This is a genomic window from Corallococcus sp. AS-1-6, from assembly GCF_020037015.1.
In the GTDB taxonomy this organism is placed as follows: Bacteria; Myxococcota; Myxococcia; order Myxococcales; family Myxococcaceae; genus Corallococcus.
On the sequence record NZ_JAIQDE010000044.1, the window covers coordinates 1 to 25,676 of the forward strand.

Annotated in this window: 23 protein-coding genes and 1 pseudogene; 9 read left to right on the forward strand and 15 right to left on the reverse strand. The window is 72.6% G+C overall.

What is annotated here, in order from left to right; translation table 11 throughout:
- The 4 genes and pseudogenes from K8612_RS36585 to K8612_RS36600 all read right to left on the reverse strand — a co-directional run.
- Positions 1 to 464: pseudogene (locus K8612_RS36585) on the reverse strand (hypothetical protein); the annotation flags it as partial.
- Between the two features lie 12 nt (positions 465 to 476).
- Complete coding sequence (locus K8612_RS36590) at positions 477 to 875, reverse strand: STAS/SEC14 domain-containing protein (RefSeq protein WP_223739686.1); 399 nt, start codon at positions 873 to 875, stop codon at positions 477 to 479.
- A gap of 84 nt (positions 876 to 959) precedes the next feature.
- Positions 960 to 1,451 carry a CinA family protein gene (locus K8612_RS36595; protein WP_223765640.1) on the reverse strand — a complete coding sequence of 164 codons (492 nt, stop codon included), beginning with the start codon at positions 1,449 to 1,451 and terminating at the stop codon, positions 960 to 962.
- A complete protein-coding gene (locus K8612_RS36600) occupies positions 1,448 to 2,557 on the reverse strand; it encodes a GRAS family protein (protein WP_223765641.1) in 1,110 nt (369 codons plus the stop codon). The genes K8612_RS36595 and K8612_RS36600 overlap by 4 nt, the downstream gene beginning before the upstream one ends.
- A gap of 531 nt (positions 2,558 to 3,088) precedes the next feature.
- Between K8612_RS36600 and K8612_RS36605 the strand changes: the two genes are divergently transcribed.
- The gene (locus tag K8612_RS36605) at positions 3,089 to 3,607 is read left to right on the forward strand and encodes a hypothetical protein (protein WP_223765642.1); all 519 of its coding nucleotides are present in this window, start codon (positions 3,089 to 3,091) and stop codon (positions 3,605 to 3,607) included.
- On the opposite strand, the gene K8612_RS36610 is transcribed toward K8612_RS36605, so the two are convergent.
- Genes K8612_RS36610 through K8612_RS36630 form a run of 5 tightly spaced genes read right to left on the reverse strand, consistent with a single transcriptional unit; the run spans position 3,576 to position 10,830 of the window.
- On the reverse strand, positions 3,576 to 4,958 hold the full coding sequence (locus K8612_RS36610) for an ATP-binding protein (RefSeq protein ID WP_223765643.1): 1,383 nt from the start codon (positions 4,956 to 4,958) through the stop codon (positions 3,576 to 3,578). The genes K8612_RS36605 and K8612_RS36610 overlap by 32 nt on opposite strands.
- Entirely contained in the window at positions 4,955 to 6,361 is a 1,407-nt protein-coding gene (locus K8612_RS36615) for a sigma-54-dependent transcriptional regulator (protein ID WP_373692165.1), read from the reverse strand. The genes K8612_RS36610 and K8612_RS36615 overlap by 4 nt, the downstream gene beginning before the upstream one ends.
- Positions 6,362 to 6,403: 42 nt before the next feature.
- On the reverse strand, positions 6,404 to 8,824 hold the full coding sequence (locus K8612_RS36620) for an ABC transporter permease (protein WP_223765645.1): 2,421 nt from the start codon (positions 8,822 to 8,824) through the stop codon (positions 6,404 to 6,406).
- Between the two features lie 18 nt (positions 8,825 to 8,842).
- The gene (locus K8612_RS36625; protein WP_373692166.1) at positions 8,843 to 9,586 is read right to left on the reverse strand and encodes an ABC transporter ATP-binding protein; all 744 of its coding nucleotides are present in this window, start codon (positions 9,584 to 9,586) and stop codon (positions 8,843 to 8,845) included.
- On the reverse strand, positions 9,586 to 10,830 hold the full coding sequence (locus K8612_RS36630; RefSeq protein WP_223765647.1) for an HlyD family efflux transporter periplasmic adaptor subunit: 1,245 nt from the start codon (positions 10,828 to 10,830) through the stop codon (positions 9,586 to 9,588). Before K8612_RS36630 ends, K8612_RS36625 begins: the two co-directional genes overlap by 1 nt.
- 218 nt (positions 10,831 to 11,048) lie before the next feature.
- Between K8612_RS36630 and K8612_RS36635 the strand changes: the two genes are divergently transcribed.
- A complete protein-coding gene (locus K8612_RS36635; protein ID WP_223765648.1) occupies positions 11,049 to 12,137 on the forward strand; it encodes a hypothetical protein in 1,089 nt (362 codons plus the stop codon).
- A 6-nt stretch (positions 12,138 to 12,143) separates the two neighbouring features.
- Here K8612_RS36635 and K8612_RS36640 read toward each other — a convergent pair whose 3' ends face one another.
- Positions 12,144 to 12,650, reverse strand: a complete 507-nt coding sequence (locus K8612_RS36640; protein WP_223765649.1) for a hypothetical protein — start codon at positions 12,648 to 12,650, stop codon at positions 12,144 to 12,146.
- 107 nt (positions 12,651 to 12,757) lie between these two features.
- Between K8612_RS36640 and K8612_RS36645 the strand changes: the two genes are divergently transcribed.
- Together K8612_RS36645 and K8612_RS36650 are read left to right on the forward strand one after the other, a co-directional pair.
- A complete protein-coding gene (locus K8612_RS36645; protein ID WP_223765650.1) occupies positions 12,758 to 14,320 on the forward strand; it encodes an AMP-binding protein in 1,563 nt (520 codons plus the stop codon).
- Positions 14,321 to 14,497: 177 nt separating this feature from the next.
- Entirely contained in the window at positions 14,498 to 14,866 is a 369-nt protein-coding gene (locus tag K8612_RS36650) for a response regulator (RefSeq protein ID WP_223739697.1), read from the forward strand.
- 7 nt (positions 14,867 to 14,873) lie between these two features.
- Here K8612_RS36650 and orn read toward each other — a convergent pair whose 3' ends face one another.
- The 3 genes from orn to K8612_RS36665 form a co-directional block, all read right to left on the reverse strand.
- A complete protein-coding gene (gene orn / locus K8612_RS36655) occupies positions 14,874 to 15,425 on the reverse strand; it encodes an oligoribonuclease (protein ID WP_014393105.1) in 552 nt (183 codons plus the stop codon).
- A gap of 106 nt (positions 15,426 to 15,531) precedes the next feature.
- Positions 15,532 to 15,990, reverse strand: coding sequence for an archease (locus K8612_RS36660; RefSeq protein WP_223765651.1), 459 nt, complete (start codon positions 15,988 to 15,990; stop codon positions 15,532 to 15,534).
- A gap of 52 nt (positions 15,991 to 16,042) precedes the next feature.
- Positions 16,043 to 16,729, reverse strand: coding sequence for a phosphoribosyltransferase (locus K8612_RS36665; protein WP_223739699.1), 687 nt, complete (start codon positions 16,727 to 16,729; stop codon positions 16,043 to 16,045).
- 123 nt (positions 16,730 to 16,852) lie between these two features.
- On the opposite strand from K8612_RS36665, the gene K8612_RS36670 reads away from it, so the two are divergent.
- A complete protein-coding gene (locus K8612_RS36670) occupies positions 16,853 to 17,773 on the forward strand; it encodes a ribose-phosphate pyrophosphokinase (RefSeq protein ID WP_223765652.1) in 921 nt (306 codons plus the stop codon).
- Positions 17,774 to 17,784: 11 nt separating this feature from the next.
- Entirely contained in the window at positions 17,785 to 18,537 is a 753-nt protein-coding gene (locus K8612_RS36675; RefSeq protein ID WP_223739701.1) for an enoyl-CoA hydratase, read from the forward strand.
- A 78-nt stretch (positions 18,538 to 18,615) separates the two neighbouring features.
- Here K8612_RS36675 and K8612_RS36680 read toward each other — a convergent pair whose 3' ends face one another.
- Positions 18,616 to 21,378: a M1 family metallopeptidase gene (locus tag K8612_RS36680; RefSeq protein WP_223765653.1), complete on the reverse strand. Its 2,763-nt coding sequence runs from the start codon at positions 21,376 to 21,378 to the stop codon at positions 18,616 to 18,618.
- Positions 21,379 to 21,476: 98 nt separating this feature from the next.
- On the opposite strand from K8612_RS36680, the gene K8612_RS36685 reads away from it, so the two are divergent.
- Entirely contained in the window at positions 21,477 to 22,511 is a 1,035-nt protein-coding gene (locus K8612_RS36685) for a lysophospholipid acyltransferase family protein (protein ID WP_223765654.1), read from the forward strand.
- Positions 22,512 to 22,517: 6 nt separating this feature from the next.
- Here the strand turns inward: K8612_RS36685 and alr are convergent, their stop codons facing one another.
- Positions 22,518 to 23,735, reverse strand: a complete 1,218-nt coding sequence (gene alr, locus K8612_RS36690; protein ID WP_223765655.1) for an alanine racemase — start codon at positions 23,733 to 23,735, stop codon at positions 22,518 to 22,520.
- Between the two features lie 312 nt (positions 23,736 to 24,047).
- On the opposite strand from alr, the gene K8612_RS36695 reads away from it, so the two are divergent.
- Complete coding sequence (locus K8612_RS36695; RefSeq protein WP_223739705.1) at positions 24,048 to 24,908, forward strand: sigma-70 family RNA polymerase sigma factor; 861 nt, start codon at positions 24,048 to 24,050, stop codon at positions 24,906 to 24,908.
- Positions 24,909 to 24,993: 85 nt separating this feature from the next.
- Positions 24,994 to 25,650 (forward strand): metallophosphoesterase, encoded by a 657-nt coding sequence (locus tag K8612_RS36700; protein ID WP_223739706.1) that lies wholly within the window; start codon positions 24,994 to 24,996, stop codon positions 25,648 to 25,650.
- The last annotated feature ends 26 nt before the right edge of the window (positions 25,651 to 25,676 follow it).

Consider the following 25,676-nt stretch of genomic DNA (forward strand, 5'->3'; position numbering starts at 1 on the left):
TCGGCCGTCTCCTCCCACACCGAGTCCAACGCGATGCGGAAGGCCAGCGTCCGCTTGCCCTCCTCATCCAGCGTCAGTCCCCGGTCCAACAGGTGCAGGCAGTCTCCGGACAGCCGCTTGCGCTCGCACCAGCGTCCGTAGGCGGCCTCCAGCTCCGTGCTCCCTTGCGCCACCCGGACGCGCCCCTGCCTCGGGTCGTCCACCGACACGACGCCCAGGGAGGTCCTCGGACGCGCGGTCCCGGGATTCAACAGCCGGAGGGCTTCCCTTCCCGGCGGCGCTCCTCGCGCCAGCGTCCGCACCGCCTGCTCGAAGGTGTCCGACTCCAGCGTCACGGGCCGCGTGTCCGTGCGCGGCGTGTACTCACGCGCCCGGCCTTCTCCCGTGTCCAACCGCACCGTTCGTGACGTCGCGCAGCCCGTCACGAACAACACCCACAGCACGCACCACCCGCGCGCTGGCATGTTCGCTTCCGCTCAGCCTTGCAGCGCCACGCCCAGCTCCGCGTCTCCGTGCTTCAGCCAGGTCCTCGCCGCGGACTCCTGCCAGAAACGGCGGAGGATCTTGTCCGTCCCGCTCCCGGACGCCACCCGGTTCAACTGCAACGCCACGATCTGGTTCTGCACCAGCTCCGCCACCCGCGTCACCCCGGAGCGCAGCCCGTACTCCTGCACCCTCCGGATGAGGTCCGCCGCCTCCGGCGACGCCGGCCGGAACGTGCGCAGGTCCGCTTCGATCTTGATGGGCTGCCCCGCCACCTCATCCGTCGCGGCGCGCAGCTCCTCCACGAAGCGCTGCATCTCCTCCAGCCGGATGTAGCCCTCCAGCGCGAAGCTCACGATGGATTCCGCCCGGTCCACGTCGATTCGATACATCGAGGCCCCCTTCGTGAGACTGCGTCAAACCTTCTCCTCCATCCGCCCCGCGCGTGCCAACGTCCGGCGGGATGAGTCCCCTATTCAGGACTCCACTCCCACCTGCTCCAAAAGGAGGGCCAGCCCTCGCGCCGCCGCGGCCTGCCGCACCTGGCGCCGGTCCCCCTGGAACCGGTGACGCTCCACCACCGCGGCCCTCCCGCGCCGCTGCACCGCGATGAACACCAGCCCCACCGGCTTCGCCTCCGTCCCGCCCCCGGGCCCCGCGATGCCCGTCTCCGCCACCGCCCAGTCCGCCCACGAACGCTCCAGCGCCCCCGAGGCCATCGCCCCCACCGCCTCCGCGCTCACCGAGCCGTGCGCCTGCAACAACGCCAGCGGCACCCCCAACTGCTCACCCTTCGACTCGTTCGAGTACGGCACGAACGCGCGATCCACCACCGCCGATGCCCCCGGCACCTCCGTCAGCGCCGCCGTCATCAGCCCTCCCGTGCACGCCTCCGCCAACACCAGCCGCACCCCGGCCTCACGGCACCTCGCGATGACCTTCGGCGCCAACGCCTCCAGGTCGCTCACGCGCCCTCCCCCGGCACCGCCGCCAACACCGACACCAGCACATCCCCCCGGAACGTGATGCCCACCGTGCCCTCCTCCACGCACAGCCCCACCGCCGGGTGCACGTCGCGGGGGCACACCGCCGACAGCCCGCCTCGCGGCGCGAAGCCCGCGCGCCGCAACCGCTCCCACCAGGCCAGGGCCGGCTCATGGCGCTCACACCGCTCCGACTCGTTCACCGTGCCCACGATGTCATCCACCTCCCGGCCGAAGAACCGCTTGATGGCGCGGCGCTCCGTGCTCGGGATCTCCAGCGTATCCAGCAGTTGGAACACCCGGGAGAAGTGATTCCACGCGTTCTTCAACCGCTCGCGCGCCGGTGCGCGGTGATGATCCACGTGGGGCTCGCACATCACCACGCCCACCGGGCCCAGCGACGCCAGCCGCTCCAACACCGCGTCGCGCGCCTCCAGGCCCTTCGTCTCCTTCTCCGCCACGTGGTGCAGCGCGAACGCCGCGTTCACCACCAGCGGCCGGCGCACCGCTCGCAGCGCCGCCCACGTCGCCAGGTCCAGGTCCTCCACCGGCGACTCCAGCTTCACGAACTCGAGCGACAGCCCCACCTCCTCCGCCACCGCCAGCACCGCGTCGCGCGCCTCCACCAGGCTCGTGCCGCTGGGGTCCACCCCCACCACCGTCAGGTGCCGGGGCAGCGCGCCCGCCTTCGCCAGCGCTCGCAGCAGGTTGCACTCCTGCCGCCCCTGCCCGATGCCCACGTCCAGCAGCGTCACCTCCGCGTGTCCTCGCAGGAAGTCCGCGAGCAGCGCGTTCGCCACCGCGTCCGCCGCCGACGCCAGCGGCAGGTGCTTCATCAACCGCCGGAACAACTCAATCTGTGGCGCGCCGCCGTCCACCTCCGACGCCCGGTACGGATGCAGCGCCCCCGTCGCCCCCTCCAACCGGCGCGACAACGCGGTGGCGAACACCGCGTAGTTCTCGTCCTCGGGGATGCGCTCCGCATCCAACAACCGATAGAGCGAGGCCAGCGTCTCCACCGCGTCCATCGTCCGCGCTGACAACGCATGGTCCATCGCCCGGAGCAGCAGTTCGTCCTTCGGCGTGCGCATGCGCCCTCCCCGCGAAACCCTGGCCGTGGCTTCCGCTCGACATGAAAAAGTGTAACGACCGCCCAGGTCGCGGCTCCAGTGGGCGGCACCTCGGGACAGAAGGCCGTGCGCGTTCACACAGCGCGCCGCCCCTGGGGACGGAGTGGCGCGCCGCGAGGGCAATGGCGGTGTCTCGCGAGGCCCCGCGAGTCCTGGCGCCGCATCCCATGGACATCGCGTGAAAAGGCACTCCCGGGATTCGTGTCGCGGTCCGCCGTCCGGGGGAGACTCCCCCTTACGGCGACGGGCCCGTGCGCTTCGTGCGGCTCTCCGTGGAATCCCCTACCTACGACGGCACCACCCCACCCGCTGAGTTCTATTCCCTCTCCGAATTGTCAATTTTTGAATAGTCATTGCGGACGACCCTCCAACCCACGGAAGTTGTTCACGGGGTGGAGCCCGGGAGTTCATCCCAAACAAATAAATCAAGAAATAAAGGGCGAACCGTTCTTCTCCTGCAGCACCGCTCATTCGTGCCCGAGGAGGGCTCCAATGATTGCGCTGACCTGGACGTATGGGCAGCTCCTCAAGGGATTGACGGAGCGGGTGCGCCGGGTGGTGCTGGTGCAGGTGCTCATCCTGGCGCCGAGCTTCGGGGTGCTGGAGCTGGACCCATGGGGTCCTTCGCACCGGGGCCTTTCCCTGACACGTCTGGCGCTGTGGGGCTGCGCCGTGGGGCTGTTGTGGGCCCTGCACCGTTATGCCTTCGGGCGCTCGCGGGTGGCGTCGTGGCAGCGCGTGCTGTGGGTGACGGCGCTGTGCTGGCTGGGGCAGTGGCTGGGCGGCTTCGTCGCGCTGGAGGCGCTGCCGCGCTCGCTCCAGCAGTGGTCCGGGGCGCGGTGGATCCACGTGGGCTTCACCGTGCTGTTCTTCTGGGCGGCGACCGCGCTGCTCTACCGGCTGGCCGCGCCCCTGCCGGAGCCGGAGGCCGTTCCCGCCGCGCCCTCGGGGCCCGGGGCCACTTCCGGCAAGAAGGGCTTCACGCGCGCGGAGCGTCCAGCGGGAGCCTGAGCCTCGCGCGGCAGCCCCGGCCGTCCGTGCGGTTCTCCAGGCGCAGACTGCCTCCGTGCGCCTCGGCGATCTGCCGGCTGAGCGCCAGGCCGATGCCGCTGCCCTGGGGCTTGGTGGTGAAGAAGGGCACGAAGAGGTTCGCGGTGTCCGCGAGGCCGGGGCCTTCGTCCTCCACCCAGACCTCCACGGCGCCCGGCGCGTGCACCGCCCAGGAAACCCAGACACCACCCGCGCCCCCGTCCGACAGGACCGCGTCCACGGCGTTGCGCACCAGGTTGATGAGCAGTTGCTCCAGTTGGTCGCCATCGCCAGACACGGTGAGGACGGGGCCCGGGCGCACGGCGACGGGGCGGCGCGGCTCCAGGGCCACCACGCGGCGCACCCAGGGCTCCACCTCGACGGGGCCCGGGGTGGGGGGCGGCAGGCGCGCGAGCCGCGCGTGGGCGGACATGAAGCGGGACAGGGCCTCCGCGCGGCGGGCGATGATGCCCAGGCCGTGACGGGTGTCCTCCTCCCAGTCCGCCGGGCGCGGCACCTGGGCGACGGTGTCCCGGAGGGCGTCCGCGATGGATTGGATGGGGGTGAGGGAGTTGTTGATTTCGTGGCTGAGCACGCGGACCAGCCGGCGCCAGGCTTCGCGCTCCTCTTCGCGCAATGCCAGACGCAGGTCGGTGAGCACGACGAGCTGGTGGGGCTGGCCGCCTTCACGGAAGGTGCCTCGCCACAGCTCGTAGGGACCGCCGTCCTGCTGCGCGAAGGCGCGCGTGAGGCGGCGGGGGGCGGGGCCCTCCAGCAGGTCGCTCCAGCCGAGGGCTTCCGCGCGCTGGCCCAACAACTGCGCGCGAGGCAGGCCCACGAGCCGGGCGCCCGCGCGGTTCACCAGCTTGAGGGTGCCGGCGGCGTCGAAGGCGAGCACCGCGACGTCGATGGCCTCCATGACCTGGCCCAGCAGCGCGCCGGCCTCCATCGCGCCCAGGCGCTGCTCGCGCAGGGTGTCCCCCAGGGCGTTGACCTCCAGGAGCACCTCCCCGAGCGGATCCCCCGCGCGTCCGCCCCGGCCGCGCACGGAGTAGTCGCCCTCACGCAGGGCGGCCAGCAGGCCCGCGACGGTGTGCAGGGGCCGCACGACGCGCTCGCGGAGCGCCAGGCAGACCCCGGCGTGGACGCCCACCACCAGCACGGACAGCGTCCAGCGCACCTTGGCGGTGAAGTCCCCCGTCCACAGGAGCGCGAGCGTCACGACGACCGCGGGCAGCCCCGCGAGGACCGCGAGCCACGTCACGCGCAGGTCGTACGGCACGAGGGACCGCGGCTCGTGCGCGTCCTTGTCGTGCGCGGCGCCGCGGCTCACCTTGCGCCCTTGATGCCGTAGTACTGGAGCCGCCGGTAGAGCGCGCTGCGCGACAGGCCCAGCGCCTTCGCGGCCTCGCTCACGTTGCCGTCGTGCCGGCCGAGGGAGCGCTCGATGAGGTAGCGCTCCACCTCCTCCAGCGTCATCTCCTCCAGGCGCGTGCCCGCTCCGCCCGGCGGGCCCATCCGCTTGAGCAGCAGGTCCTCCGCCTCCACGCGGTCCCCCACCGCCATCAGCAGCGCGCGCTCCACCGCGTGCTCCAGCTCGCGCACGTTGCCCGGCCACGGATACGCGATGAGCGCCTCCATGGCTCCCGGCGCCAGGTGGATGTTGGGACGGCCGTAGCGCTGCCCCTGCGCCGCCAGGAAGTGCGTCGCGAGCAACGGGATGTCCTCGCGCCGCTCCCGCAGCGGCGGCAACTGCACCTCCACCGTGTTGAGCCGGTAGAGCAGGTCCTCGCGGAAGCGGCCCTCCGCCGCCGCGCGGCCCAGGTCCACGTTCGTCGCGCTCACCACGCGCACGTCCACGCGCCGCGTCCGCGACGAGCCCACCGGGTGCAGCTCCCCCGTCTGGAGTACCCGCAGCAGCTTCGCCTGCTGCGTGAGCGGCATGTTCCCAATCTCATCCAGGAAGAGCGTGCCGCCGTCCGCCAGCTCGAAGCAGCCGATGCGGTCCGTCTTCGCGTCCGTGAAGGCCCCCTTCACGTGGCCGAAGAGCTCGCTCTCGAAGACGCCCTCGGACAGGCCGCCGGAGTTCACCGCGACGAAGGGCCGGTCCGCGCGCGTGCTCGCCGCGTGGATGAGCCGCGCCACCACCTCCTTGCCCGTGCCGTGCTCCCCCGTCACCAGCACCGGCGCGGACGACGGCGCCACCCGCTCGATGAGCCTGCGCACCGGCTGCATCGCCCGCGACTCGCCCACCAGCGGGGAGCGCCCGCCCTGCTCGCGGCGCAGGTGCTGGTTCTCCTCCTCCAGCCGCCGGCCGCGCTTCAACGCGCGGGACAGCTCCACCTGCGTGCGCAGCGTGGCCAGCAGGCGCGTGTTGTCCCAGGGCTTCTGCACGTAGTCGCGCGCGCCCAGGCGCATCGCCTCCACCGCGCCCTCCACGCTGCCCCACGCCGTCATCACCACCACGGGCAGGAGCGCGTCCCGCGCGCGCAGCTCGCCCAGCAGGTCCAGGCCCTCACGCCCGGAGGTCGTATCGCGCGCGTAGTTCAGGTCCATCAACACCAGCTCCACGTCCTCCGCGTCCAGCGTGGCCTTCACGCCCGCGGGGGACTGCGCGCTCACCACGGTGTAGCCGTCGCGCTTGAGCAACAGGCGCAACGCCTCCAGCACGTCCGGCTGGTCGTCGGCCACGAGGATGCGGGTGGTGCGCGGGGAGGGAGCGGTGGGTTCGGACACGGAGGACGCCACGGTGAGGGACTGTGCCAGAAAGGAGGGAACTCAGTCGGCCCGGAGCGCGATGATGGGGTCCACGCGCGTCGCCCGCCGGGCAGGCAGCCACGACGCCCCCAGCGCCACCCCGGTCAAGAGCAACGCGACCCCGCCGAACGTCCACGGGTCGGCCGCCGACACGCCATACAGCAACGACCCCAACAGCCGCGCCAGCCCCAGGGACAGGCACAGCCCCACCCCCACGCCCGTGAGCGACAGGCGCAGGCCCTGCGCCAGCACCAGCCGCAGCACGTCCCCCCGCGCCGCGCCCAGGGCCATGCGGATGCCCAGCTCCCGCGTGCGCTGCGTCACCGAGAAGGCGATGACGCCCGACAGGCCCAGCGCCGCGAGCAGCAGCGCGACGCCCGCGAACAGCCCCATCACCAGCGCGGACAACCGCCGGGGGCCCGTGGACTGGTCCATCCGGTGCGTGAGCGAGGACACGTCGAACAGCGGCAGGTCCGCGTCCACCGCGCGAACCTCCGCCTCCACCTGGGCGCGCAGGGCCTCCGGGTTCCCCGACTTCACGCGCACCGCCAGGCCCATGGACACGGACGGCAACTGCGACAGCGAATAGTACGCCGCCGGGCGCGCCGGCACGTCCAGGCCCCACTCGCGCAGGTCGTCCACGATGCCCACCACCGTGGTCCACTGCATGTCCTTTCCGTGCAGCTTCAAGCGCTGCCCCAGCGCGTCCCCTTTCGGCCAGAAGAGGTCCGCGAAGGAGCGGTTGATGACCACCGCCCAGGGCGCCTCCGGCCCGTCCGAGTCCTCCAGGAGCCGGCCCTGCCGCGGGTGGACGCGCAGCGCGCGCAGGTAGCCCGGCGTGACGGCGCGGAACTCCACCGCCTTCCACAGCTCGTCCGGCTGGCGTGGGCGCCCCTCGATGTCGAAGCTGTTGTCCGTGGAGCCGCCCAGCGGGAGCACGTTCGTCAGCCCCGCGGACTCCACGCCCGGCAGCGACTGGAGCCGGGGCAGCAGGGCCTGGAGGAAGGCCGCCTGCTTCGCCCGGTCCGGGTACTGCACCCGGGGCAGCGCGAGCTGCCCGGTGAGCACGCCGTCCGGCTCGAAGCCCGCGTCCACGCGCTGGAGCGCGAGGAAGCTCTTCACGAACAGGCCCGCGCCCACCAGCAGCACCAGCGCGAGCGACACCTGCGCCACCACCAGCGCCGCGCGCAGCCGGCCCGTGCGGTGGTTCCCCGTGGCGCGGGCGCCCTCGCGCATCGCCGCGTGCAGGTCCGCGCGGCTCGCCTGGAGCGCGGGCACGAGCCCGAAGAGCACGCCCGTGAGCACCGACACCCCCAGGGTGAAGAACACGGAGGCCAGGTCCAGCTTCACGTCCTGCGCGCGCGGCAGGCTGTCCCCCACCGTGGCCACCAGCGCGTCCGTGCCCCACAGCGCGAGCAGCAGCCCCACCGCGCCCGCCACCAGCGACAGCACCAGGCTCTCCGTGAGGAACTGCGCCACCAGCCGCAGCCGCCCCGCGCCCAGCGCCGCGCGGATGGACACCTCGCGGCCGCGCGACACCGCCCGCGCGAGCAGCAGGTTCGCCACGCTGGAGCACGCCACCAGCAGCACGAAGCCCACCGCGCCCCAGAGCAGCCACAGCGTCTCGCGGACCCCGCCCACCACCTGCTCCTCCAGCGACTTCACGCTCATGGACCAGCCCCACCGCCGGTACTGGTCCACCAGGTCCGCGGGGCGCGCGTTGCCCATGCGCACCAGGTTCGCGCGCGCCGCGTCCAGCGTCATGCCCGGCTTGAGCCGCGCCATCACGCTCAGGAAGCGGTTGCCGCGCCGGGACTCCTCCTGCTGCTCCGGCGTGGGCGCGAAGGGCAGCACCGCCTCCATGTCCTCCGGATAGATGCCGCCCGGCGGCAGCACGCCCACCACCGTGCGCGGCACGCCGTCCAGCCGCAGCACGCGCCCCAGCACCTCCGGGTCCTTCGCGAAGAGGGTGCGCCACGCGGTGTCCGTGAGGATGACGACCGCGTCCAGGCCCGGCGTCTCCTCCTCCCGCGTGAAGCCCCGGCCGAGCACCGGCGCGACGCCCAGCGTGGGCAGGAACGACGCCGTGGCGGCGACGACGCGCAGGCGCCGGGGCGAGTCCCCCCCGGTGAGCGTCATGTCGTCCGGCCGGAAGGCCGCGAGCGACGCGAAGGCCTTCGTGTGCGTGGTCAGGTCCCGGTACTCGGGGACGGAGTTCGAGACCTCCTTCAGGCCGAAGGCGTCGAAGTTCGGGGCCAGAAGCACCAACTCCTCCGGCCGCGTGAACGGCGGCGGGGTGAGCAGCACGCCCTTCACCACGCTGAACACGGCGCTGTTCGCGCCGATGCCCAGCGCCAGCGTCAGCACCGCCACCGCCACGAAGCCGGGGGCGTTCTTCAGGGAGCGCCACGCGTAGCGCAAGTCACCGAGCAGGTGTTCCATGGCCGTGTCCCCCGTCCTTCAGCGAAGCTGTTCGTCCTGCACGACGCGGCCGTCGAACAGGCTCACAGTGCGCGTGGCGATGCGCGCGTGCGCCGGGTCGTGCGTCACCATGCAAATGGTGGAGCCCGCCTTGTGCAGGTCGGACAGGAGCTGCATCACCGCCTCGCCGTTCTTCGAGTCCAGGTTGCCCGTGGGCTCGTCCGCCAGGAGGATGAGGGGGTCGCCCGCCACGGCGCGCGCCACCGCCACGCGCTGCTGCTGGCCGCCGGACAACTGCCCCGGCAGGTGCCGCGCCCGGTGCGCCATGCCCACGCGCTCCAGGGCCCGCTCCACGCGCTGCTTGCGCTCCTGCGCGGGCAGGCCCCGGTAGGTGAGCGGCAGCTCCACGTTCTCGAAGACGGTCAGGTCTCCGATGAGGTTGAAGCTCTGGAAGATGAAGCCGATGTGCTGGTTGCGCACCTTCGCCCGGTCCGTGGGCGACAGCTCCAGCACGCTGCGGCCATCCAGCAGGTAGCTGCCGCGCGTGGCGGTGTCCAACAGCCCCAGCACCGCGAGCAGCGTGGACTTGCCGGAGCCGGACGGGCCGACGATGGCCACCCATTCGTTCTGGCGGATGGTGAGCTGGATGTTGGAGAGGGCGTGCGTCTCCACCTCCTCCGTCTCGAACACCTTGGTGAGCCCGTCGAGCTGGAGCAGCGCCCTGCCCGGCACCGCGACCGGGGCCACGGCCTTCGCCTCGCCGTCGTTCGTCATCGTCGTCATCATCGCAGCCTCACGCGCTCCACCGCATCCCACGCGGTCATGTCCGACAGCACCACCTGATCGCCTTCCGAAAGTCCCTGCACGACCTCCACCGCGTTCACCGAGCCGCGGCCCAGCTTCACGGGGATGCGCACCGCCTCGTCGCCGCCGGGCAGCAGGCGGAAGAGCGCCAGCGTGCTCTCCGCCTGGGCGCCCGCGGGGCGGCCCACGGACAGCACGTCGTCCAGCCGCTCCAGCTCCACGGTGCCCTCCACGGTGAGGTCCGGCCGGGCGCCCTTGGGCAGCGCGTCCGGCAGCGACACCTCCACGCGCACCGTGCCCTGGCTGGCCGCGGGGGCCACGCGCGCGACGGTGCCCTCCACCACGCCGTTGCGCGTGTCCACCCGCGCCTTCAGGCCCGGGAGGATGTCGCGCGCCTGCGTCTCCGCGATGCGCAGCTCCGCCTTGAGCCGCTCCGGCTTCACCACCTTGGCCAGGAGCACGCCGGGCGTCACCCACTGGCCCAGCTCCAGCGGCAGCTCCTGGAGCACGCCGTCCTCGCCCGCGAGCACCTTCATGGACTCCACCTGCTGGCGGCGGAAGCGCGCCACGGCCTTGAGCCGCTCCACCTGCTCCTGCTGGGACGCGAGGCGCTGGCGCAGGCTCTGGGACATGACGTCCAGGCGCTGGCGCTCCAACTCCAGACGCTGGCCCGCCTCCCGGGCCTTCTCCTGGGCCTGGCGCGTCTCCAAGTCGCCGACGTAGGACTTCTCGAACAGGGCCGCGCTGGCCTGGGCGCGGCGGGTGGCGTCGGCGGACTCGGCGGTGAGGGTGGCCACGGTGGCCTGCTGGGACAGCCGCTGGGTCTGGAGCACCTCGCGCAGCTCCAGGAAGTCGCCTTCGGCGCTCGCGAGCTGGCGTTCGGCCTCCAGGGCCTGGAGCTGCACGTCCGGGTTGGACAGCTCCAGCAGCAGCGTGCCCGCGGTGACGGTGGCGCCGGGGCGGACGTGGATGCGCTCCACGCGGCCGGCGGTGTCGGCGGTGAGCCAGCGGATGGATTCAGGCACGAGCGAGCCGGTGCCCTTCACCTGGCGCACCAGCGGGCCGCGCTTCACCGTGTCCAGCCACACCGAGGCCCGGTCCACGGTGGGCGCGGCGGGGCGCAGCCGGGACAGGCCCACCGTCACCGCCACGAGCGCGGCGAGGCCCAGGGCGGCCAGGAGGTAGGGTTTGCGGCGGGGTGCGCGGGGCTTCGGGATGTCCACGCCCCGGGCCATAGCGAGCCGTGTGCCAGGGCTTCGAGCCGGGCCAAGCCCCTGGAAACACGAAGGTGGCGGAGGGCTGTCCGGCCGCGTTGACCGCTTGCGCGAAGCGCGCGTCCCAGGAACGGACACCGCGAAGGCGTGTGCTGGGGCTGAATAGAAACAGCGTCAGGCCGTCTGGCTGCCCGGTTCAATTCCCACACAATTTCGAGGAACACCCCATGCGCTCCACCGCCCTGCGGACGCGCGCCGGCATGCTGCTGGCCGCGACGCTGCTGCCCTTCTCCGCCTTCGCCGATGCCCTGTACCTCCAGCTCACGGAGGTGGGCAGCGAGGTGGAAGCCAGCGGACTGACGGCGAGCACCGTGGCGGAGCGCACGCGCTATGGCATCGGGGAGGCACTGAAGAGCGCCACCACGGAGGCCATCCTGGTGGACGCCCAGCACGAGGGTTCACCCGACGTGACGGTGAGCGCGAAGGTGACGCGGGCCGGGGAGAAGTACCGGCTGACGTATCAACTGGCCACGACGCACACGCCGGTGCGTACCAAGACGCTGGCGTATGAGTTCGTCAATCCCAGCCTGAGCGACAAGGGCTCGGTGGTGATGGCGCAGGCGGTGCTGGCCGAGGCCCAGAAGCTGGAGGCCGCGAGCCAGGAGACGCCGGTGGCGGCGGCGGAGGTGCCCGCCGCGGCGGGCTCGGACTCGCTGGTATCGGAGCGTTTGAGCAACGACGCGTCCCGTTATGAGGGCATGGACGGGGACTCGATGGGGCGCGAGACGGAGAGCCCGCGGCTGCCTCCCCGGCGCGGTGGCCGGACGAACCTGGACCTGGGCCTCGCGTTGGGATTCAACAGCCCGTCCGGCATCTTTGGCGGTGAGCTGGAGTACCGGGTGGCGCCCATCCTGGGGCTCAACCTGAGCGCGGGCACGGGGGCCTGGGGCTTCCGCGTGGGTCCGGTGGCGCGCCTGTATCCGCTGGGCGAGGTGCGCACGAGCCCGTTCCTGGAGGCGGGCATGAGCTTCAACATGGGCACGACGTCGACGACCACGCTCACGATTGGCGACGAGTCGGAGGTGTACACGACGGAGAAGCTGTTCACGCCGGTGGCGACGCTGGCGGTGGGCATGCGCCAGTCGATGGGCCCCATGTACCTGGGTCTGCGCGCGGGCTGGGGCTTCCGCCTGCGTGAGGACAACTGGAACACGTCGGACGGCCGCGACCCGAACCTCCTCGACGCGCTCGATATCGGAACCAGCCAGCACGGCGGCTTCCTGTGCAGCGTCACGCTGGGCATGTCGCTGTTCTAGACGGTGCTACGGACGGGGCGCGGGAGCCGGTGAGCCCGCGTCCTGCCATGAGGGTGGCAGGACCGGAGAGGGCCCGTCGCCTAGCGCATCAGGAGCTGCGCTGCCGGGTTCTCCGGGCGTGGCGGGCACGCCGGCATCCTCGGGCTTCGAGACATCCGGCTGACCGTCGATGAGCCGCCGGAGGATCCGGCCATCCCGGTGGATGGCGTAGCTCGCCCCCGAGTCCAGCGCTGGCTGCGTGCGGCCACACGCCTTCGGGTCTTCATCGATGCGGATGAAGATGACGTCGCCCTGTCGGACGACGCGGTACTGCTGGGACTCCCAGCGGCTTCCACAAGACACAGGGGCGTCCCGCGGTGGAAGCAGGTCCCGGGCAGCGACGGTGAGCGCTCGCAGGGTGTCTCCATCCAGTTCGTACACCGTGCCTTCGGTCCCCAGCGAGACAGCGGGTTGCGCGAAGAACGGCGGGAAGGCGATGGAGAAATCGTCTTCGTAGTTCGAGGAGGACGGCACGGCGGCTCTCATGCAGCCAGCCAGCACGAGCGAAGAGATCAGGATGAGATAGGTCCTCCGCACGGACATGCGCTCAGCGTATCCCGTCCCAGGTAGGCTCGCGCGCCATGCCGGCCTCCCTGCTTGAAGTGTTTCTGGACCATGCCCGTCACGAACCCTCGCGCCCGCTGCTCTCCTTCGAGGGCACCACGTACTCGCGCGGACAACTGGCGGAGCGGGTCACCGCGTTCGCTCGCGGGCTCAAGGCCCGGGGATTGGCTCCTGGCGACCGCGTCGCGCTCTTTTTGGAGAACAGCGACGCGTTCGTCGTCACCTGGCTGGGCGTCCAGGCCGCGGGCTGCGTCGCCGTGCTCGTCAACACCGCCTACCGCCAGGTCGAGCTGGCCCACATCCTCTCCGACGCGGAGGTGAAGGTCTGCGTCACCGGGACCTCCGGTGCCTCGGAGCTGGTGCCGCTGCGCGACCAACTCCCCTCGCTGCAATGGCTCATCACAGTGGAGCCGCCGCCTCCCGGACTGCCCTCCGTGGCCTTCGCGGACGTGCTCGCACAGGGCGCCGCGTCCACCGCGTCCCTGCCCCTGCCCCTGCCCCGCGCGGAGGACCTGGCCGTGCTGGGCTACACGTCCGGCACCACCGGCCGCTCCAAGGGCGCCATGCTCCAGCACCGGCAACTGCTCGCCAACGTGCGCGCCGTCACCGAGGCGTGGCGCTGGACCGACGCGGATCGGCTCCTGCTCACCCTCCCGCTCTTCCACACCCACGGCCTCATGGTGGGCCTGCACGGCACCCTCTTCACCGGCGCCAGCGTGGACCTGCGCCGCCGCTTCGTCGCCTCCGAGGCGCTCACCGCCCTGCATGACGACGCGTCCCTCACCCTCTTCTTCGGCGTGCCCACCATGTACGGCCGCCTCCTGGAGGAGTCCCGCCGCACCGGCGTGACGCCGCACCCGCTGCGTCTGTGGGTCTCCGGCTCCGCCCCCTTGAGCCCCCAGCTCTGCCTGGACATCGAGGCGCGCTTCGGCGCCCGCATCCTGGAGCGCTACGGGATGACCGAGACCCTCATGAACACCACCCAGCCCTACGACGGCGAGCGCCGCCCCGGCACCGTGGGCATGCCCTTCCCCGGCCAGGAGGCCCGCGTCGTGGACGTGCGCTCCCGCCAGCCCCTGCCCCGCGGCGAGACAGGCGAAATCGAGGTCCGCGGCCCCCACGTCTTCACCGGCTACTGGCGCCGCCCGGACGCCACCGCCGAGGCCTTCGACGCCGACGGCTGGTTCCGCACCGGCGACCTGGGCGAATGGGACCCGGACGGCTTCCTGCGCATCACCGGCCGGGCCCGGGAGCTCATCATCAGCGGTGGCTTCAACATCTATCCCCGCGAAGTCGAAGAGGTCCTCACCGCGCACCCCGCCGTCGCCGAGGCCGCCGTCCTGGGCCTCCCCGACCCGGACTTCGGGGAGCAGGTCGTCGCCGTCGTCGTCCCCCACCCCGGCGCCCCCTCCGACGCCCAGGCCCTGGTGGACTGGTGCCGCGAACGGCTCGCCGCCTTCAAGAAGCCCCGCCGCGTCGTCTTCACCGACGCCCTTCCCCGCAACGCCCTGGGAAAGGTCCAGAAGCACATCCTCAAGGAGCGCCTGGCTGGCGCCCAGGACACATCCACCGCCACCTGACCAACAGAACCCACACCGGCCCCTGGCCGAACTGGCGCGCGGACCTACCTTCTGCGGCGAGAGAAAATGGAGCCACCGCGTGAAGTCCCACCCCGCCCGCATCCCGTCCCTCCCACCCCGGGCCTCCGGGCCGACGGGGGTCCCGGGGCCCGTGCGAGCGGTGGAGGGGGGCCGCGCATGAAGCGGTTGCTCATCGTGGACGACGAGCTCGCCATCGTGGAGGCGCTCGAGGACATCCTGTCCCTGGAGGGCTACGACATCGTCACCGCGTACAACGGCGACGAGGGCCTCCAGCGGCTCCTGGCCTCCAAGCCGGACCTGGTGCTGCTGGACTTGATGATGCCGGTGATGGACGGAGGAGAGCTGCTGCGCCGCATCCGCGCCCACCCGGACCTGTGCGACCTGCCCGTGGTGGTGATGAGCGCGGGCCGCCTCACGGACGAGGAGCGCCGCGCCAGCTCCCACTTCCTCGCCAAGCCCTTCGAGCTGGACGACCTGCTGGGCACCCTCCAGAAGCAACTGCCCGCGGACGAGGCCCGCGCCTGAACGGCGCTCAGCCTGGCGTCGCGCGGAAGAGGACGTCCCGGTAGTACTGCAGCTCGCTGATGCTGGAGCGCAGGTCCGCGAGCGCGGTGTGCCCGCTGGGCGGCTTGCGCGGCTCCACCAGCGCCGGGTACCAGGCGCGCGTAATCACCTTGAGGCTGGTCACGTCCACCATGCGGTAGTGCAGGTAGCGGTCCACCATGGGCATGTGGTCGATGAGGAAGCGCCGGTCCGTGTGGATGGAGTTGCCCGCGAGGATGCCCTCGCCCAGGTCGCAGTAGTCCGCGATGAAGGACGTCACCTCGCGCTCCACCACGCGCAGGGACGACGTGGACGCGCGCACCTTCTCCAGCAGGCCGTTCTTCGTGTGCATCTCCCGCACGACGGGCTCCATGCGCTGGAGCATCTCCTCCGGCTGCCAGACGACGCGCTCGAACTCGCCCAGCGGCCGCAGGTCCGGGCCGGTGACGATGATGCCCACCTCGATGATGCCGCAGGTATTGGGGTCCAGCCCGGTCATCTCCAGGTCGAGCCACACGAAGCGGATGTCACGGGAAGCCATGTCCGGAAGGGTCCTGGTCGCGAAGAGGGAAACGTCCCTATAGCAGCCCGGAGCCCCGGTGCATCCCTCGCGTGGACGAATCCGCCCGCCGCGCCCGCCTGCCTCCCTAGAAGTCCACCAGCGCCTCGGCGGTCCACACGCCCTCCGGCCCCTGGCGCACGGACACCTGGGTGAACGACGCGCCCGTCAGCGCCACGTGGGTGCCGTGGCGCGCCTGTCCCGCGCGCTCGCCGAAGCCGTGGCCGAAGAGGTTCAGCCCGTCCAGGCGCACCACGAAGCACTGGAAGCGCAGGCGCCGTCCGCCGGCCATCGCGCCCACCACCGCCCGCAGCCAGTCCGCGAGCAACTGGTCGTGGTCCGCGGACTGGCAGTCCACCTCCAGCTCCTCGTGCGCCTCCACGCTGCGCGGGTCCGTCACCAGCGCGCAGAGTCCCAGCGCCGCCATCTCGAAGGCCTGCTCCATGGAGCGGCCCACGCCCCGCACCCCGAGCAGCTCATCGCGCGTGAAGTGCTCCCAGTGCGTCCGGGGCCTGCGGTCTTCCGCGTGCACGGTCTCCACGTCCATACGTCCTCCTCCTGTCCTCGTCGTCGCCTGCTTCCCAATCCCCGCCCCCGCGTCAGAACCACCACCCGCCCGCCACGTCCGGCGCCGGGCCCTGCGCCCGGGCGGGGCTGGCCTCCCGGGCGCGGGTGAGCCAGCGCCGCAGCTCGTCCTGGCTGAGCGCGGGGAAATTGTCGTAGGCCTCGGAGACCTCGCGCAGCGCGGGGTCCAGCGTCAGCGCGTGCACCGCGTCCGCGCGGCTCCGGATGAGCTCCAGCGAGCGCGGCGTCGCCACGCCCACCGCCACGACGCGCTGGCGCGCGCCCTGCTGCTTGAGCGCCAGGAGCGCCGCGGCCATGGTCGCGCCCGTCACCATCCCGTCGTCCACCAGCAGCGCCAGGCACCCGCGGATCCTCGGCGTGAGGCCGCCGCGCAACTGCCGCGCCTGCCGCTCCACGTCGTCCACCTCGTCGCGCACGAAGCGCTGGAGCATCTCCCCGGACAGCTTCGCCTGGAGCACGGCCTGGGGGTCCAGGTACAGCCCGCCGCCCTCCGTCACCGCGCCCAGCGTGAGGCGGCCCCCCGGCACGCGCAGCCGGCGCGCCACCCACAGGTCCAGGGGGGCCCTCAACCCCCGGGCCACCTCGTACGCCACGCGCAGCCCGCCGCGTGTCAGCCCCAGGACGCACACGTCCCCGGAGCGGTAGGGCGTCAACACCCCCGCGAGCTTCTGTCCCGCCTCCGCCCTGTCCCGGAAACGCATTGGCCAGCCTCCACCCCCGGAAGGTGGTCTTCCCTCCGGAGTGTGTCGGCGGAGGCACGTTCAGTGGCTCTCCTGTCGGCATGCCCGGGGGGCCAGGGCACCGCGAGCACCTCCCGCGCTAGGGTGTCCCCCATGACGCCCATCGCCCTCGTCGTCGGCAGTGCCAGTCCCCACCTCGGCCGTGCGCTCGCCCAGGCGTTCGGCGCGGAGCCGGTGGGAGTGAAGCGGGAGCGCTTTCCGGATGGAGAGCTGCACATCGAGGTGCCCCCGGAGGAGGTGCGCGGCCGCCGCGTCGTCATCCTCCAGTCCTCCGCCCCGCCCGTGGGGGAGAACCTGATGGAGCTGCTGCTGCTCGCGGACGCGTGCTGGCGGGCGGGCGCGGCCTCGCTGGAGGCGGTGATTCCCTACGTGGGCTACGCGCGCCAGGACCGGCGGGCGCGGCCGGGCGAGCCCCTGGGCGGACGTCTGGTGGCCGACATGGTGTCCCACGGCCGCTTCACGCGCGTGTTCACCGTGGACCTGCACAACCCGGCGCTGGAGGGCTGCTTCGGCGCCCCGCTGGAGCACCTGTCCGCGCTGCCGCTGCTGGCGGACGCGCTGCGCCCCCACGTCACCGACACGACCGTGGTGGTGGCGCCGGACCTGGGCGCGGTGAAGCGGGCGGAGGCGCTGGCGAAGCTGCTCGGCCGCCCGTGGGCGGTGGTGCACAAGGCGCGGCTGAGCGGCAAGGACGTGGAGACGCTGGGCCTGCTGGGCCAGGTGCGCGGCATGCGCCCCATCCTGGTGGACGACATGGTGTCCACCGGCGGCACGCTGGCCGCGGCGGCGAAGGAGCTGAAGGGCGAGGGCTGCGTGGACGACTTCATCCTCGCCACCACGCACGCCCTGCTGGTGGGCCCCGCGCTGGAGCGCCTGCGCGGCGTGCCCGTGAAGCGGCTGTTCAGCACGGACAGTGTGGAGCACCGGGAGGACCTGCCCTTCCCCCACCAGGTGGTGACGCTGGCCCCGCTGCTCTTGCGCGCACTGAGGCCCGACGCGCGTTAGTCTGCCCGGCCATGTCCGACACGCTTCTGACGCAGCTCGACGCAGGGGTCTTCTCCGTCACCTTCAACCGGCCGGAGAAGAAGAACGCCTTCACCCACGCCATGTACGAGGCCGCCACCGCCGCCCTCCAGGAGGCGGAGCGCCGCGACGACGTGCGGGTGGTGCTCCTGTCCGGCGCGGGCGGCGCGTTCACGGCGGGCAACGACATTGGCGACTTCCTGGAGCACCCGCCCACGGGCGAGGACAGCGCGGTGTTCCGCTACCTGCGCGCCCTGGCCGGGCTGAGCAAGCCCGTGCTCGCGGCGGTGGAGGGCGCGGCGGTGGGAATCGGCACCACCATGCTCCTGCACTGCGACTACGTGGTGGCCGGGGAGAAGGCGCGCTTCAGCATGCCCTTCGTCAACCTGGGCCTGTGCGCGGAAGGCGCCAGCAGCCTGCTCCTGCCGCGCGCGGCGGGCTTCGCGCTGGCGTCGGAGCTGCTGCTCTTCGGGGACCCGTTCGACGCGGCCACCGCGCTGCGCGCCGGCATCATCAACAAGGCCGTCCCGGAGGCGCAGTTGAAGGACGTGGCCACCGAGCGCGCCCGCGCCCTGGCCCAGCGCCCCGCCCAGGCGCTGAAGGTGACCAAGGCGCTCATCCGCGGCCCGCTGCGCGAGCAGGTGGACGCCGCCCTCAAGCGCGAGGGCGCCGAGTTCGTCCAGCGCCTCGGCTCCGACGAGGCCAGGGAGGCCTTCATGTCCTTCATGTCGCGCGGCCGGAAGTAGCCCTCCCCGCCGCGACGAAGGCCTCCCTCCCGGGTCCGCGTGCCTGCCACGCGGACCCGGTGTCGTTCCAGGGACGGACTACCGGGGCGCGGGCGGCGCCTGCGGCGTCTGGGCCGGCTTGCCGGAAAGGAAGGCCCCGATGCTCGCGCCCTGGGCCTCCTTCAGCGCGATGCACTGGTCGACGATCTCCAGCACCTGCCGCAGCACGCGGTCGGCGCCGGGCTCCCGGGCCACGCGCGGCTCGAAGAAGGCGGCCACCTCCTGGCGCCTGGACGCGTCGCAGTAGCCGGCGCCCAGGTACGGCAGCCGGGACGCCATGCCGTCCGGCAGCAGGCCCGGCTTGCCGTCGGTGCCCACCAGCGTGTCGTAGTGCGCCTTCAGGAACTCCACCGCGGTGTCGCGGGTGCGCGAGTCGCGCGACGCGCCCATCAGGAGCCACAGGTTCTCCCGCAGGTCCTGCTTCGGGTCGAGCAGCAGCGCCAGGTTCACCTTCACGAGCTCCGGGTCCGTGGTGTGGGACAGGCCGCCCAGCAACTGCTGGCGCTGGTAGCGGCTCTGCTCCGCGCGCAGGGCCTCCATCAGCTTGCCGTGCAGGGCCGCGTCCCCGTGCTCCACGGCGATGGCCAGCACCGCGCTCACGACGTCCGGCGCCACCGCCTTGCGGTCCTTGAGCCACGCCTCCGCCAGCGTGCGCGCCTCCGCGACGAGCTTCGGGTCGTTGCCCTCGTTGCCGGCGAGCTCCAGCAGGCGGGGGCGCAACAGGCGCATGTCCTCGCTCTCACCGGCGCGCGGCTTGAAGCCCAGCTTGCGCGCGCGCGGCCCGAAGGTGTCGCGCACGTAGCGGGCGCGGTCCGCTTCCTGCGCCTGCGTGAGCAGCCGCGACGACACCAGGTCCATCAGCTCCAGGCCCGCCTCCAGCACCTGCCGGTCCGGGTCCTGCGCCACGCCGGTGAGCAGCGGCAGCGCGTCCGCCGCGGGCATCAGCCCCGCCTGCGCGAGCGCCAGCGAGTCACTCAAGAGCACCACCCGCTCCGCGCGCGACAGCTTCGACAGGCCGGACTTCATCAGCCGGGCCCGCGTGTCGTCCGCCAGGCGCAGGCGGTAGTAGCCCGCGCCGTCCGCGTTGGGGAACACCCACGCCGGGCACGCCTTCGCCTCCGTCAGGGCGACCTCCGCCTTCGCCTCCGTCATCAGCGTGCACGCGGTGGCGTCCTTGCCCGCGCCCGGGTACTTCACGCACACCGGCACCTTCCACGACTGCGCCCCCGGGGCCTTGGAGCCCAGGCGCACGTAGCGCTCCTGGGCGAGCGCCACGCGCGGCTTGCCGCCGTCACACAGCAGGGTCGCGGTGATGAAGGGCGCGCCCGTCTGGTCCAGGAAGCTGTTCATCACCTGGGCCACGTCCTTGCCGGACTCGGCGGCCAGCGCGTCCAGGAAGTCCTTCGCGGTGGCGTTCTTCCCCGCGTGCGCGCGGATGTAGCGCTGGATGCCCTTCTGGAAGACGTCCCGGCCCAGCCACGTCTCCGCCATGGCCAGCACCGCGCTGCCCTTGCCGTAGGTGATGCCGTCGAAGGCGTTCTCGATGTCACCCGCGTCCTGGATGGGCTGGCGGATGAAGCGCGCGGCGACCAGGCTGTCCGCGTCCAGCGCGCCGTTGCGGTCCTGCACGCGCTCCACCGGCGCGTCCCACGTGGGCTGCCAGGACTCCACGATGCGCGGGGTCATCCACGACGCGAAGGACTCGTTGAGCCACAGGTCGTCCCACCACGCCAGGGTGACCAGGTCGCCGAACCACTGGTGCGCCAGCTCGTGCACCTGCACGTTGGCGAACGCGCGCTGGCGCCAGACGGCGTCCTCCTCCGGCTTCGCCAGGGCCAGGCGCGAGTTGAACGTCACCAGGCCCGGGTTCTCCATGGCGCCGGGCATCAGCGGCACCGCGAGCACGTCCAGCTTCTCGTACGCGTACGGGATGCCGAAGTACGCCTCCAGGCGCTCCAGGATGTCCGGCGTCACCTTCGCGGCCCACGCCGCCTCGCTCGCCCGGCCGCGCGGCGTGATGATGCGCGTCTTCACCTGCTTCTGCCCCGCGTCGCGCGCGGGCAGGAAGTCGAACGGGCCCACGCCGAAGGCGATGAGGTAGCTGGGCAGCGGCTGCGTGGGGGCGAAGCGGAAGATGCGCCAGCCGTCCGCGCCCTTCTCCTCCGCCAACTGCGGCGTGTTGGTGACGGCCACGTTGCCTTCCGGCACGTGGAAGGTGAGCTGCCACGGCACCTTGAAGCCGGGCTCGTCGAAGGACGGGAAGGCGCGGCGCGCGTCCAACGGCTCGAAGTGCGTGTAGATGTACCAGTCGCCGCCCTCGTTGACGCGGAAGGCGCCGGAGTTCTCGCGCTCGGACGCGGTGCCCGTGTACGCGAGGCGCAGCTTCGCGCCGCCCACGGCCAGCGGCTTCTCCAGCGTCAGGCCCAGGAGGTCCTCACCGGCGGAGGACGCCTTGAGTTTCTGGGTGACGCCCCCCTGCTCCAGCGTGGCCTCCTTCACGGCCAGGTCCTTGCCGTGCATCCAGATGACGTTCGTGGCCCGGGCCACCTCCAGCGTCACGTCGACGGTGCCCTCGAAGGCCTCCGCCTTCGGATCCATCTTCAGGACGATGGCGTACTTCGTGGGCCGCACGTCGTCCGGCAGCCGCAGTTCGGGAGGCTTGGGCGCGGTGGCTTCACTGAGCTCGGAGACAACGGGGGGCGTTTCAACGGCACCGGGAGCGGGAGCGTTGCCCTGTCGGGCACCACATGCCGCAAGGAAGGTTGCGGTGGCCAGGGCCACCGGACGGAGCAGGTTGGGCATGGCCGCGCAGTGTGGACCAGAGCAGCCTGGCAAGGTAGCGACGCGCGCGCGGTGCGTGGCCTTGCTGTCAGGTCGTGTTCGCGGTGGAGTGCGCGGCCGTGTCCGCTCCCCTCTCCTCGCATCCGCTGCCACCGCAAACGAACACCCCTCCCGAGGGGAAAAGGCCGCCGGAGCACCTGCGCCGCATCATCGGCTCGCCGCCGGGCCCCGTCGTGGCGTTCCTGACGCGCGGCGTCTGGGCGCTGCTCACCGCGCTGTCACCGAAGGCGCGGGACGCGCTCGCTCGCTTCGTGGCGAACCTGGCCTACACGCTGGGCATCCGCCGCGAGGTGGCGCTGGACAACCTGGCGCACGCGATGCCGGAGAAGAGCGAAGCCGAGCGCCACGCCATCGCGCGGGGCGCGTACCTCACCATGGCGCGCGTGGTGGTGGAGTCCCTGCCGTCCGGGGACCGGATGACGCCGGACTGGGACCAGCAGGGCATCGAGGGCGAGGAGGCGTTCGCGGCGCTGAAGGCGCACGTGGCCACGGGCAAGGGCGCGCTGCTGGTGACGGCGCACTTCGGCAACTGGGAGCTGGTGGGCCAGATGCTGATCCGCTGGGGCATCCCGCTCAACGCGCTGGTGCGTCCGCTCAAGGGCGCGCTGAACACGCGCATCGCGGAGAACCGGCTGGGCGCGGGCGCGGGGCTCATCTACCCGAAGGGCGCGATCCAGGAGATTACGGACGCGGTGAACCGAGGCGAGTCCGCGTACATGCTGCTGGACCAGGCGCTGCCCGCGAAGTCCGCGGTGTTCGTGCCCTTCTTCGGCCGGCTCGCGTCCACGACGCCCGCCATGGCGGTGGCCGCCGAGCGCACGGGCGTGCCAGTGTTCGTGGTGATGGGCGTGCGGCCTCCGGGCCCCGGCGCGCGCTACAAGCTGGAGGTGGAGGGCCCCATCCTCCCGCCCACGCCCGGCGAGTGCGCGGACCCCATCACCGAGCACACCGCGCGGGTCACCGCCGCGCTGGAGCGCGCCATCCGCCGTCACCCGGAGCAGTGGCTGTGGCTGCACCGCCGCTGGAAGGTGCAGCCCCCGGCGCTCGCGACGGCGCCGTCGCCCGGCCTCACGGAAGGCACTGCGCCGAAGTAGCCCGCGCTACTCCACGACGACGCGGCGCAGGTGCGCGCCCAGGCGCGTCACCAGCTCGTAGTGGATGGTCTGCGCCCAGCCGGCCAGGGACTCGGCGGACACGGACTCCTCACCGTCGCGCCCCAGGAGCGTGGCCGTCACCGGGCGCTCGTCGGCGGTGGCGCGCGTCACGTCCACCATCAGGTGGTTCATCATCACGCGGCCCAGCACCGCGCACCGCCGCCCGTTCACCAGCACGTGCGCCTTGCCGGACGCGAGGCGCGGATAGCCGTCGTAGTAGCCCACCGGCAGTACGGCGATGCGCGTGGGCTCCGAGGTCCGGTACGTGCAGCCGTAGCCCACGTACGCGCCCGCCGGCAGCCACTTCACCACCTGGCTCTTGCACCGCCACGACAGCACCGGCTTGAGCACCGGCAGCTCGCCCAGCACCAGCCGCGCGGACAGCCGCGTCTCCGGCGAGGGCCACAGGCCGTACAGCGAGATGCCCACGCGCGCCGCCTCGTAGCGCGCCCGGGGCAGCACCAGCGCCGCGGCGCTCGCGGCGATGTGCCGCTGCAACGGCTTCGCGGGCCTCAACTGCGCGGCCAGGTGCCCCAGCGCCGTCTCGAACGCGTCCAACTGCGCCAGCGCGTACGCCTGCTCCGTCACGTCCTCCGTGTTGGCGAAGTGGCTGAGCACGCCCACCGGCTCGAACACGTCCGGCGCCTCCGCGAGGAACGCCGTCTCGCGCGGCAGTTGATCCAACGTGAAGCCCTCGCGGCCCAGGCCCGTGTCGATGTGCACGTGCACGCGCAGGGGGCGCGGCAGGTTCGCCGCGCGCAGGGCCGGCACCGTGTCCGCCCAGGAGCGGTCCGCCACCACCACGTCGATGCCCTGGCGCGCCAGCACGACGGCCTCCTCCGGGGCCACCGCGCCCAGCACCACCACCTGCCGCGCGGGCAGGCCGTGCGCGGACTCGTGCGCGCGCACCGTGAGCGCGTCCTGCGGCGCGATGAAGTAGAGGACGTCCACGCCCGCGTGCACCACGGGCAGCACCTGGGCCAGGCCGTGGCCGTAGGCGTTGCCCTTGAGCACCGCGCCCAGCGCACGGGGAGTGGGGCCGGTGGACTCCAGCGCGCGGAACGCCGCCACGTTGTGCCGGAGGTGGGACGCGCTCACCTCCAGCCACGAGGAGTACACCGCGTCACCAGGCCCGGCCCCGAGCCCCACACCGACTTCTCCCACGTTCACACCTCCGCGCCTGCCAACGTTGTCTGACGCCTCTACCAGCAAAGCGCGGGCCATGGGCGGCCGTGGCCGGCGGGCCACGGGGGCCGCATGCCACTCGGGCGGACGAGGGCGGGAAAAGGAGGGCCACCCCGCACGGCCAGGGGGGCGTGCACGGGTGGACACGCGCGGCGAGGGAGCGTGTCCCGGGGGACACCTGACGGGTGGGAGCCTCCGCGCGACATGTCGGGTGACCCGGCGGCGCGACAGGGGCCGGTGGTAGTGTTCCCTCCCGTGGCCGCACCTGAATTGCCCCTAGCCCAGGCTTTCATGACCGCCCGAGGAAAGACGGAGCCGGCAGGCGCCCTCTCCGTCCTCCAGGAGCGGCTGGCCCAGGCCCTGGACGCGGCCCGTCAATCGTGGCCGGACATCCCCCTGGAGGGGCCGCGCTTCGCGGCGCACCTGGCGCGGCTGGTGCCCGCGGACGGCCACGAGGACGCCTGGGGCCGGCTGCACATGGCGGACGTGTACCTGGCCCGGGCGGCGGCGGACGGGGTGCCGGCGGCGCTGGCCACGTTCGAGGAGCGCCTGATGCCGGAGGTGGACGCGGCGGTGGCGCGGCTGAAGCTCCCCCCGGCCGGGCTGGACGAGGTCCGGCAGGCGCTGCGGCAGCGGATGCTGGTGGGCAGCGCGGAGGCCCCGGCGCGGCTGGCGGCGTACCCGGGCACGGGGCCGCTGGCGGGCTGGGTGCGCGCGGCGGCGCTGTGGCTGGCGCTGGACTGGCAGCGGCAGCGCTCCGGGCAGGCGCAGTCGGAGGACGGCGACCTGTCCATGCTGGTGGCGCCGGGGGACGACCCGGAGCTGGCGTACCTCAAGCAGACGTACCGCGCGGAGTTCAGCGCGTCGTTCCAGGCGGCGCTGGCGGCCCTGTCCGCGCGGCAGCGCAACTTCCTGCGGCTGAAGTACCTGGACGGGCTGGGCATCGACCAGTTGGGCGCGCTGTACGGCGTGCACCGCTCCACGGCGGCGCGGTGGGTGGTGGGCGCGCAGGAGGAGCTGCTGGACGGGACGCGGCAGCGGCTGACGGAGCGGCTGCGGCTGACGCGCTCCCAGTTGGACAGCGTGCTGCGGCTCATCTCCAGCCAGTTGGATGTGAGCCTGAGCCGGCTGTTGCGCACGCCCTCCGAGTAACGCGGCGCGCGACGCCCCGTCCCCCGGCGAGGCGTCCGAGAATCCCGGCGGGGCATCCGGGGCCAGTGCGTTAAAGAGGGGAGAGATGCGAACGCTCTTCATCGGAGATGTGCACGGCTGTTCCAGCGAGCTGGACGCGCTCCTGAAGGCGTGTGACTGGACGCCCGGCGACCGGGTGGTGCTGGTGGGCGACCTGGTGGCGAAGGGGCCGGACTCCGCGGGCGTGGTGCGGCGGGCGCGCGAGCACGGCTTCCAGGCGGTGAAGGGCAACCACGACGCGCACGTGCTGCGCTGGCACGGGGGCCACGCGTCCAAGGGCAAGAAGCTCAAGCCGGAGCACCGGCAGGTGCTGGACACGCTGACGGCGGCGGACTGGGCCTGGATGGGGACGCTGCCCTCCTACCTGCGCTTCCCGGACCTGAACGCGCTGGCGGTGCACGCGGGGCTGGTGCCGGGGGTGCCGCTGGAGGAGCAGCGGGAGGAGTTCCTCTTCAACCTGCGCAGCATCGCGGCGGACGGGACACCGTCGAAGCGGCTGGAGGCGGGCGAGCCGTGGGGCAGCCTGTGGCAGGGCCCGGAGCTGGTCATCTTCGGCCACGACGCCATGCGCGGCCTGCAGCGGCACCCCTTCGCGGTGGGCCTGGACTCCGGCTGCGTCTACGGCGGCAAGCTCACCGCGTACGTCCTGCCGGAGGGGCGGTTCTACTCCGTGCCCGCGGCCCGCGCGTACATGGCGCTGTGAGGCGCCGCGGGCCCCGGGCCTCGCGC

Bases quoted from the DNA above. Each gene is read 5' to 3' on its own strand.
- K8612_RS36605 (WP_223765642.1), top strand. From the start codon at position 3,089: ATGATTGCGCTGACCTGGACGTATGGGCAGCTCCTCAAGGGATTGACG.
- K8612_RS36625 (WP_373692166.1), bottom strand. From the start codon at position 9,586: ATGACGACGATGACGAACGACGGCGAGGCGAAGGCCGTGGCCCCGGTC.
- K8612_RS36700 (WP_223739706.1), top strand. From the start codon at position 24,994: ATGCGAACGCTCTTCATCGGAGATGTGCACGGCTGTTCCAGCGAGCTG.
- K8612_RS36590 (WP_223739686.1), bottom strand. From the start codon at position 875: ATGTATCGAATCGACGTGGACCGGGCGGAATCCATCGTGAGCTTCGCG.
- K8612_RS36695 (WP_223739705.1), top strand. From the start codon at position 24,048: ATGACCGCCCGAGGAAAGACGGAGCCGGCAGGCGCCCTCTCCGTCCTC.
- K8612_RS36620 (WP_223765645.1), bottom strand. From the start codon at position 8,824: ATGGAACACCTGCTCGGTGACTTGCGCTACGCGTGGCGCTCCCTGAAG.
- K8612_RS36645 (WP_223765650.1), top strand. From the start codon at position 12,758: ATGCCGGCCTCCCTGCTTGAAGTGTTTCTGGACCATGCCCGTCACGAA.
- K8612_RS36675 (WP_223739701.1), top strand. From the start codon at position 17,785: ATGTCCGACACGCTTCTGACGCAGCTCGACGCAGGGGTCTTCTCCGTC.
- K8612_RS36650 (WP_223739697.1), top strand. From the start codon at position 14,498: ATGAAGCGGTTGCTCATCGTGGACGACGAGCTCGCCATCGTGGAGGCG.
- K8612_RS36600 (WP_223765641.1), bottom strand. From the start codon at position 2,557: ATGCGCACGCCGAAGGACGAACTGCTGCTCCGGGCGATGGACCATGCG.
- orn (WP_014393105.1), bottom strand. From the start codon at position 15,425: ATGGCTTCCCGTGACATCCGCTTCGTGTGGCTCGACCTGGAGATGACC.
- K8612_RS36660 (WP_223765651.1), bottom strand. From the start codon at position 15,990: ATGGACGTGGAGACCGTGCACGCGGAAGACCGCAGGCCCCGGACGCAC.
- K8612_RS36680 (WP_223765653.1), bottom strand. From the start codon at position 21,378: ATGCCCAACCTGCTCCGTCCGGTGGCCCTGGCCACCGCAACCTTCCTT.
- K8612_RS36635 (WP_223765648.1), top strand. From the start codon at position 11,049: ATGCGCTCCACCGCCCTGCGGACGCGCGCCGGCATGCTGCTGGCCGCG.
- K8612_RS36665 (WP_223739699.1), bottom strand. From the start codon at position 16,729: ATGCGTTTCCGGGACAGGGCGGAGGCGGGACAGAAGCTCGCGGGGGTG.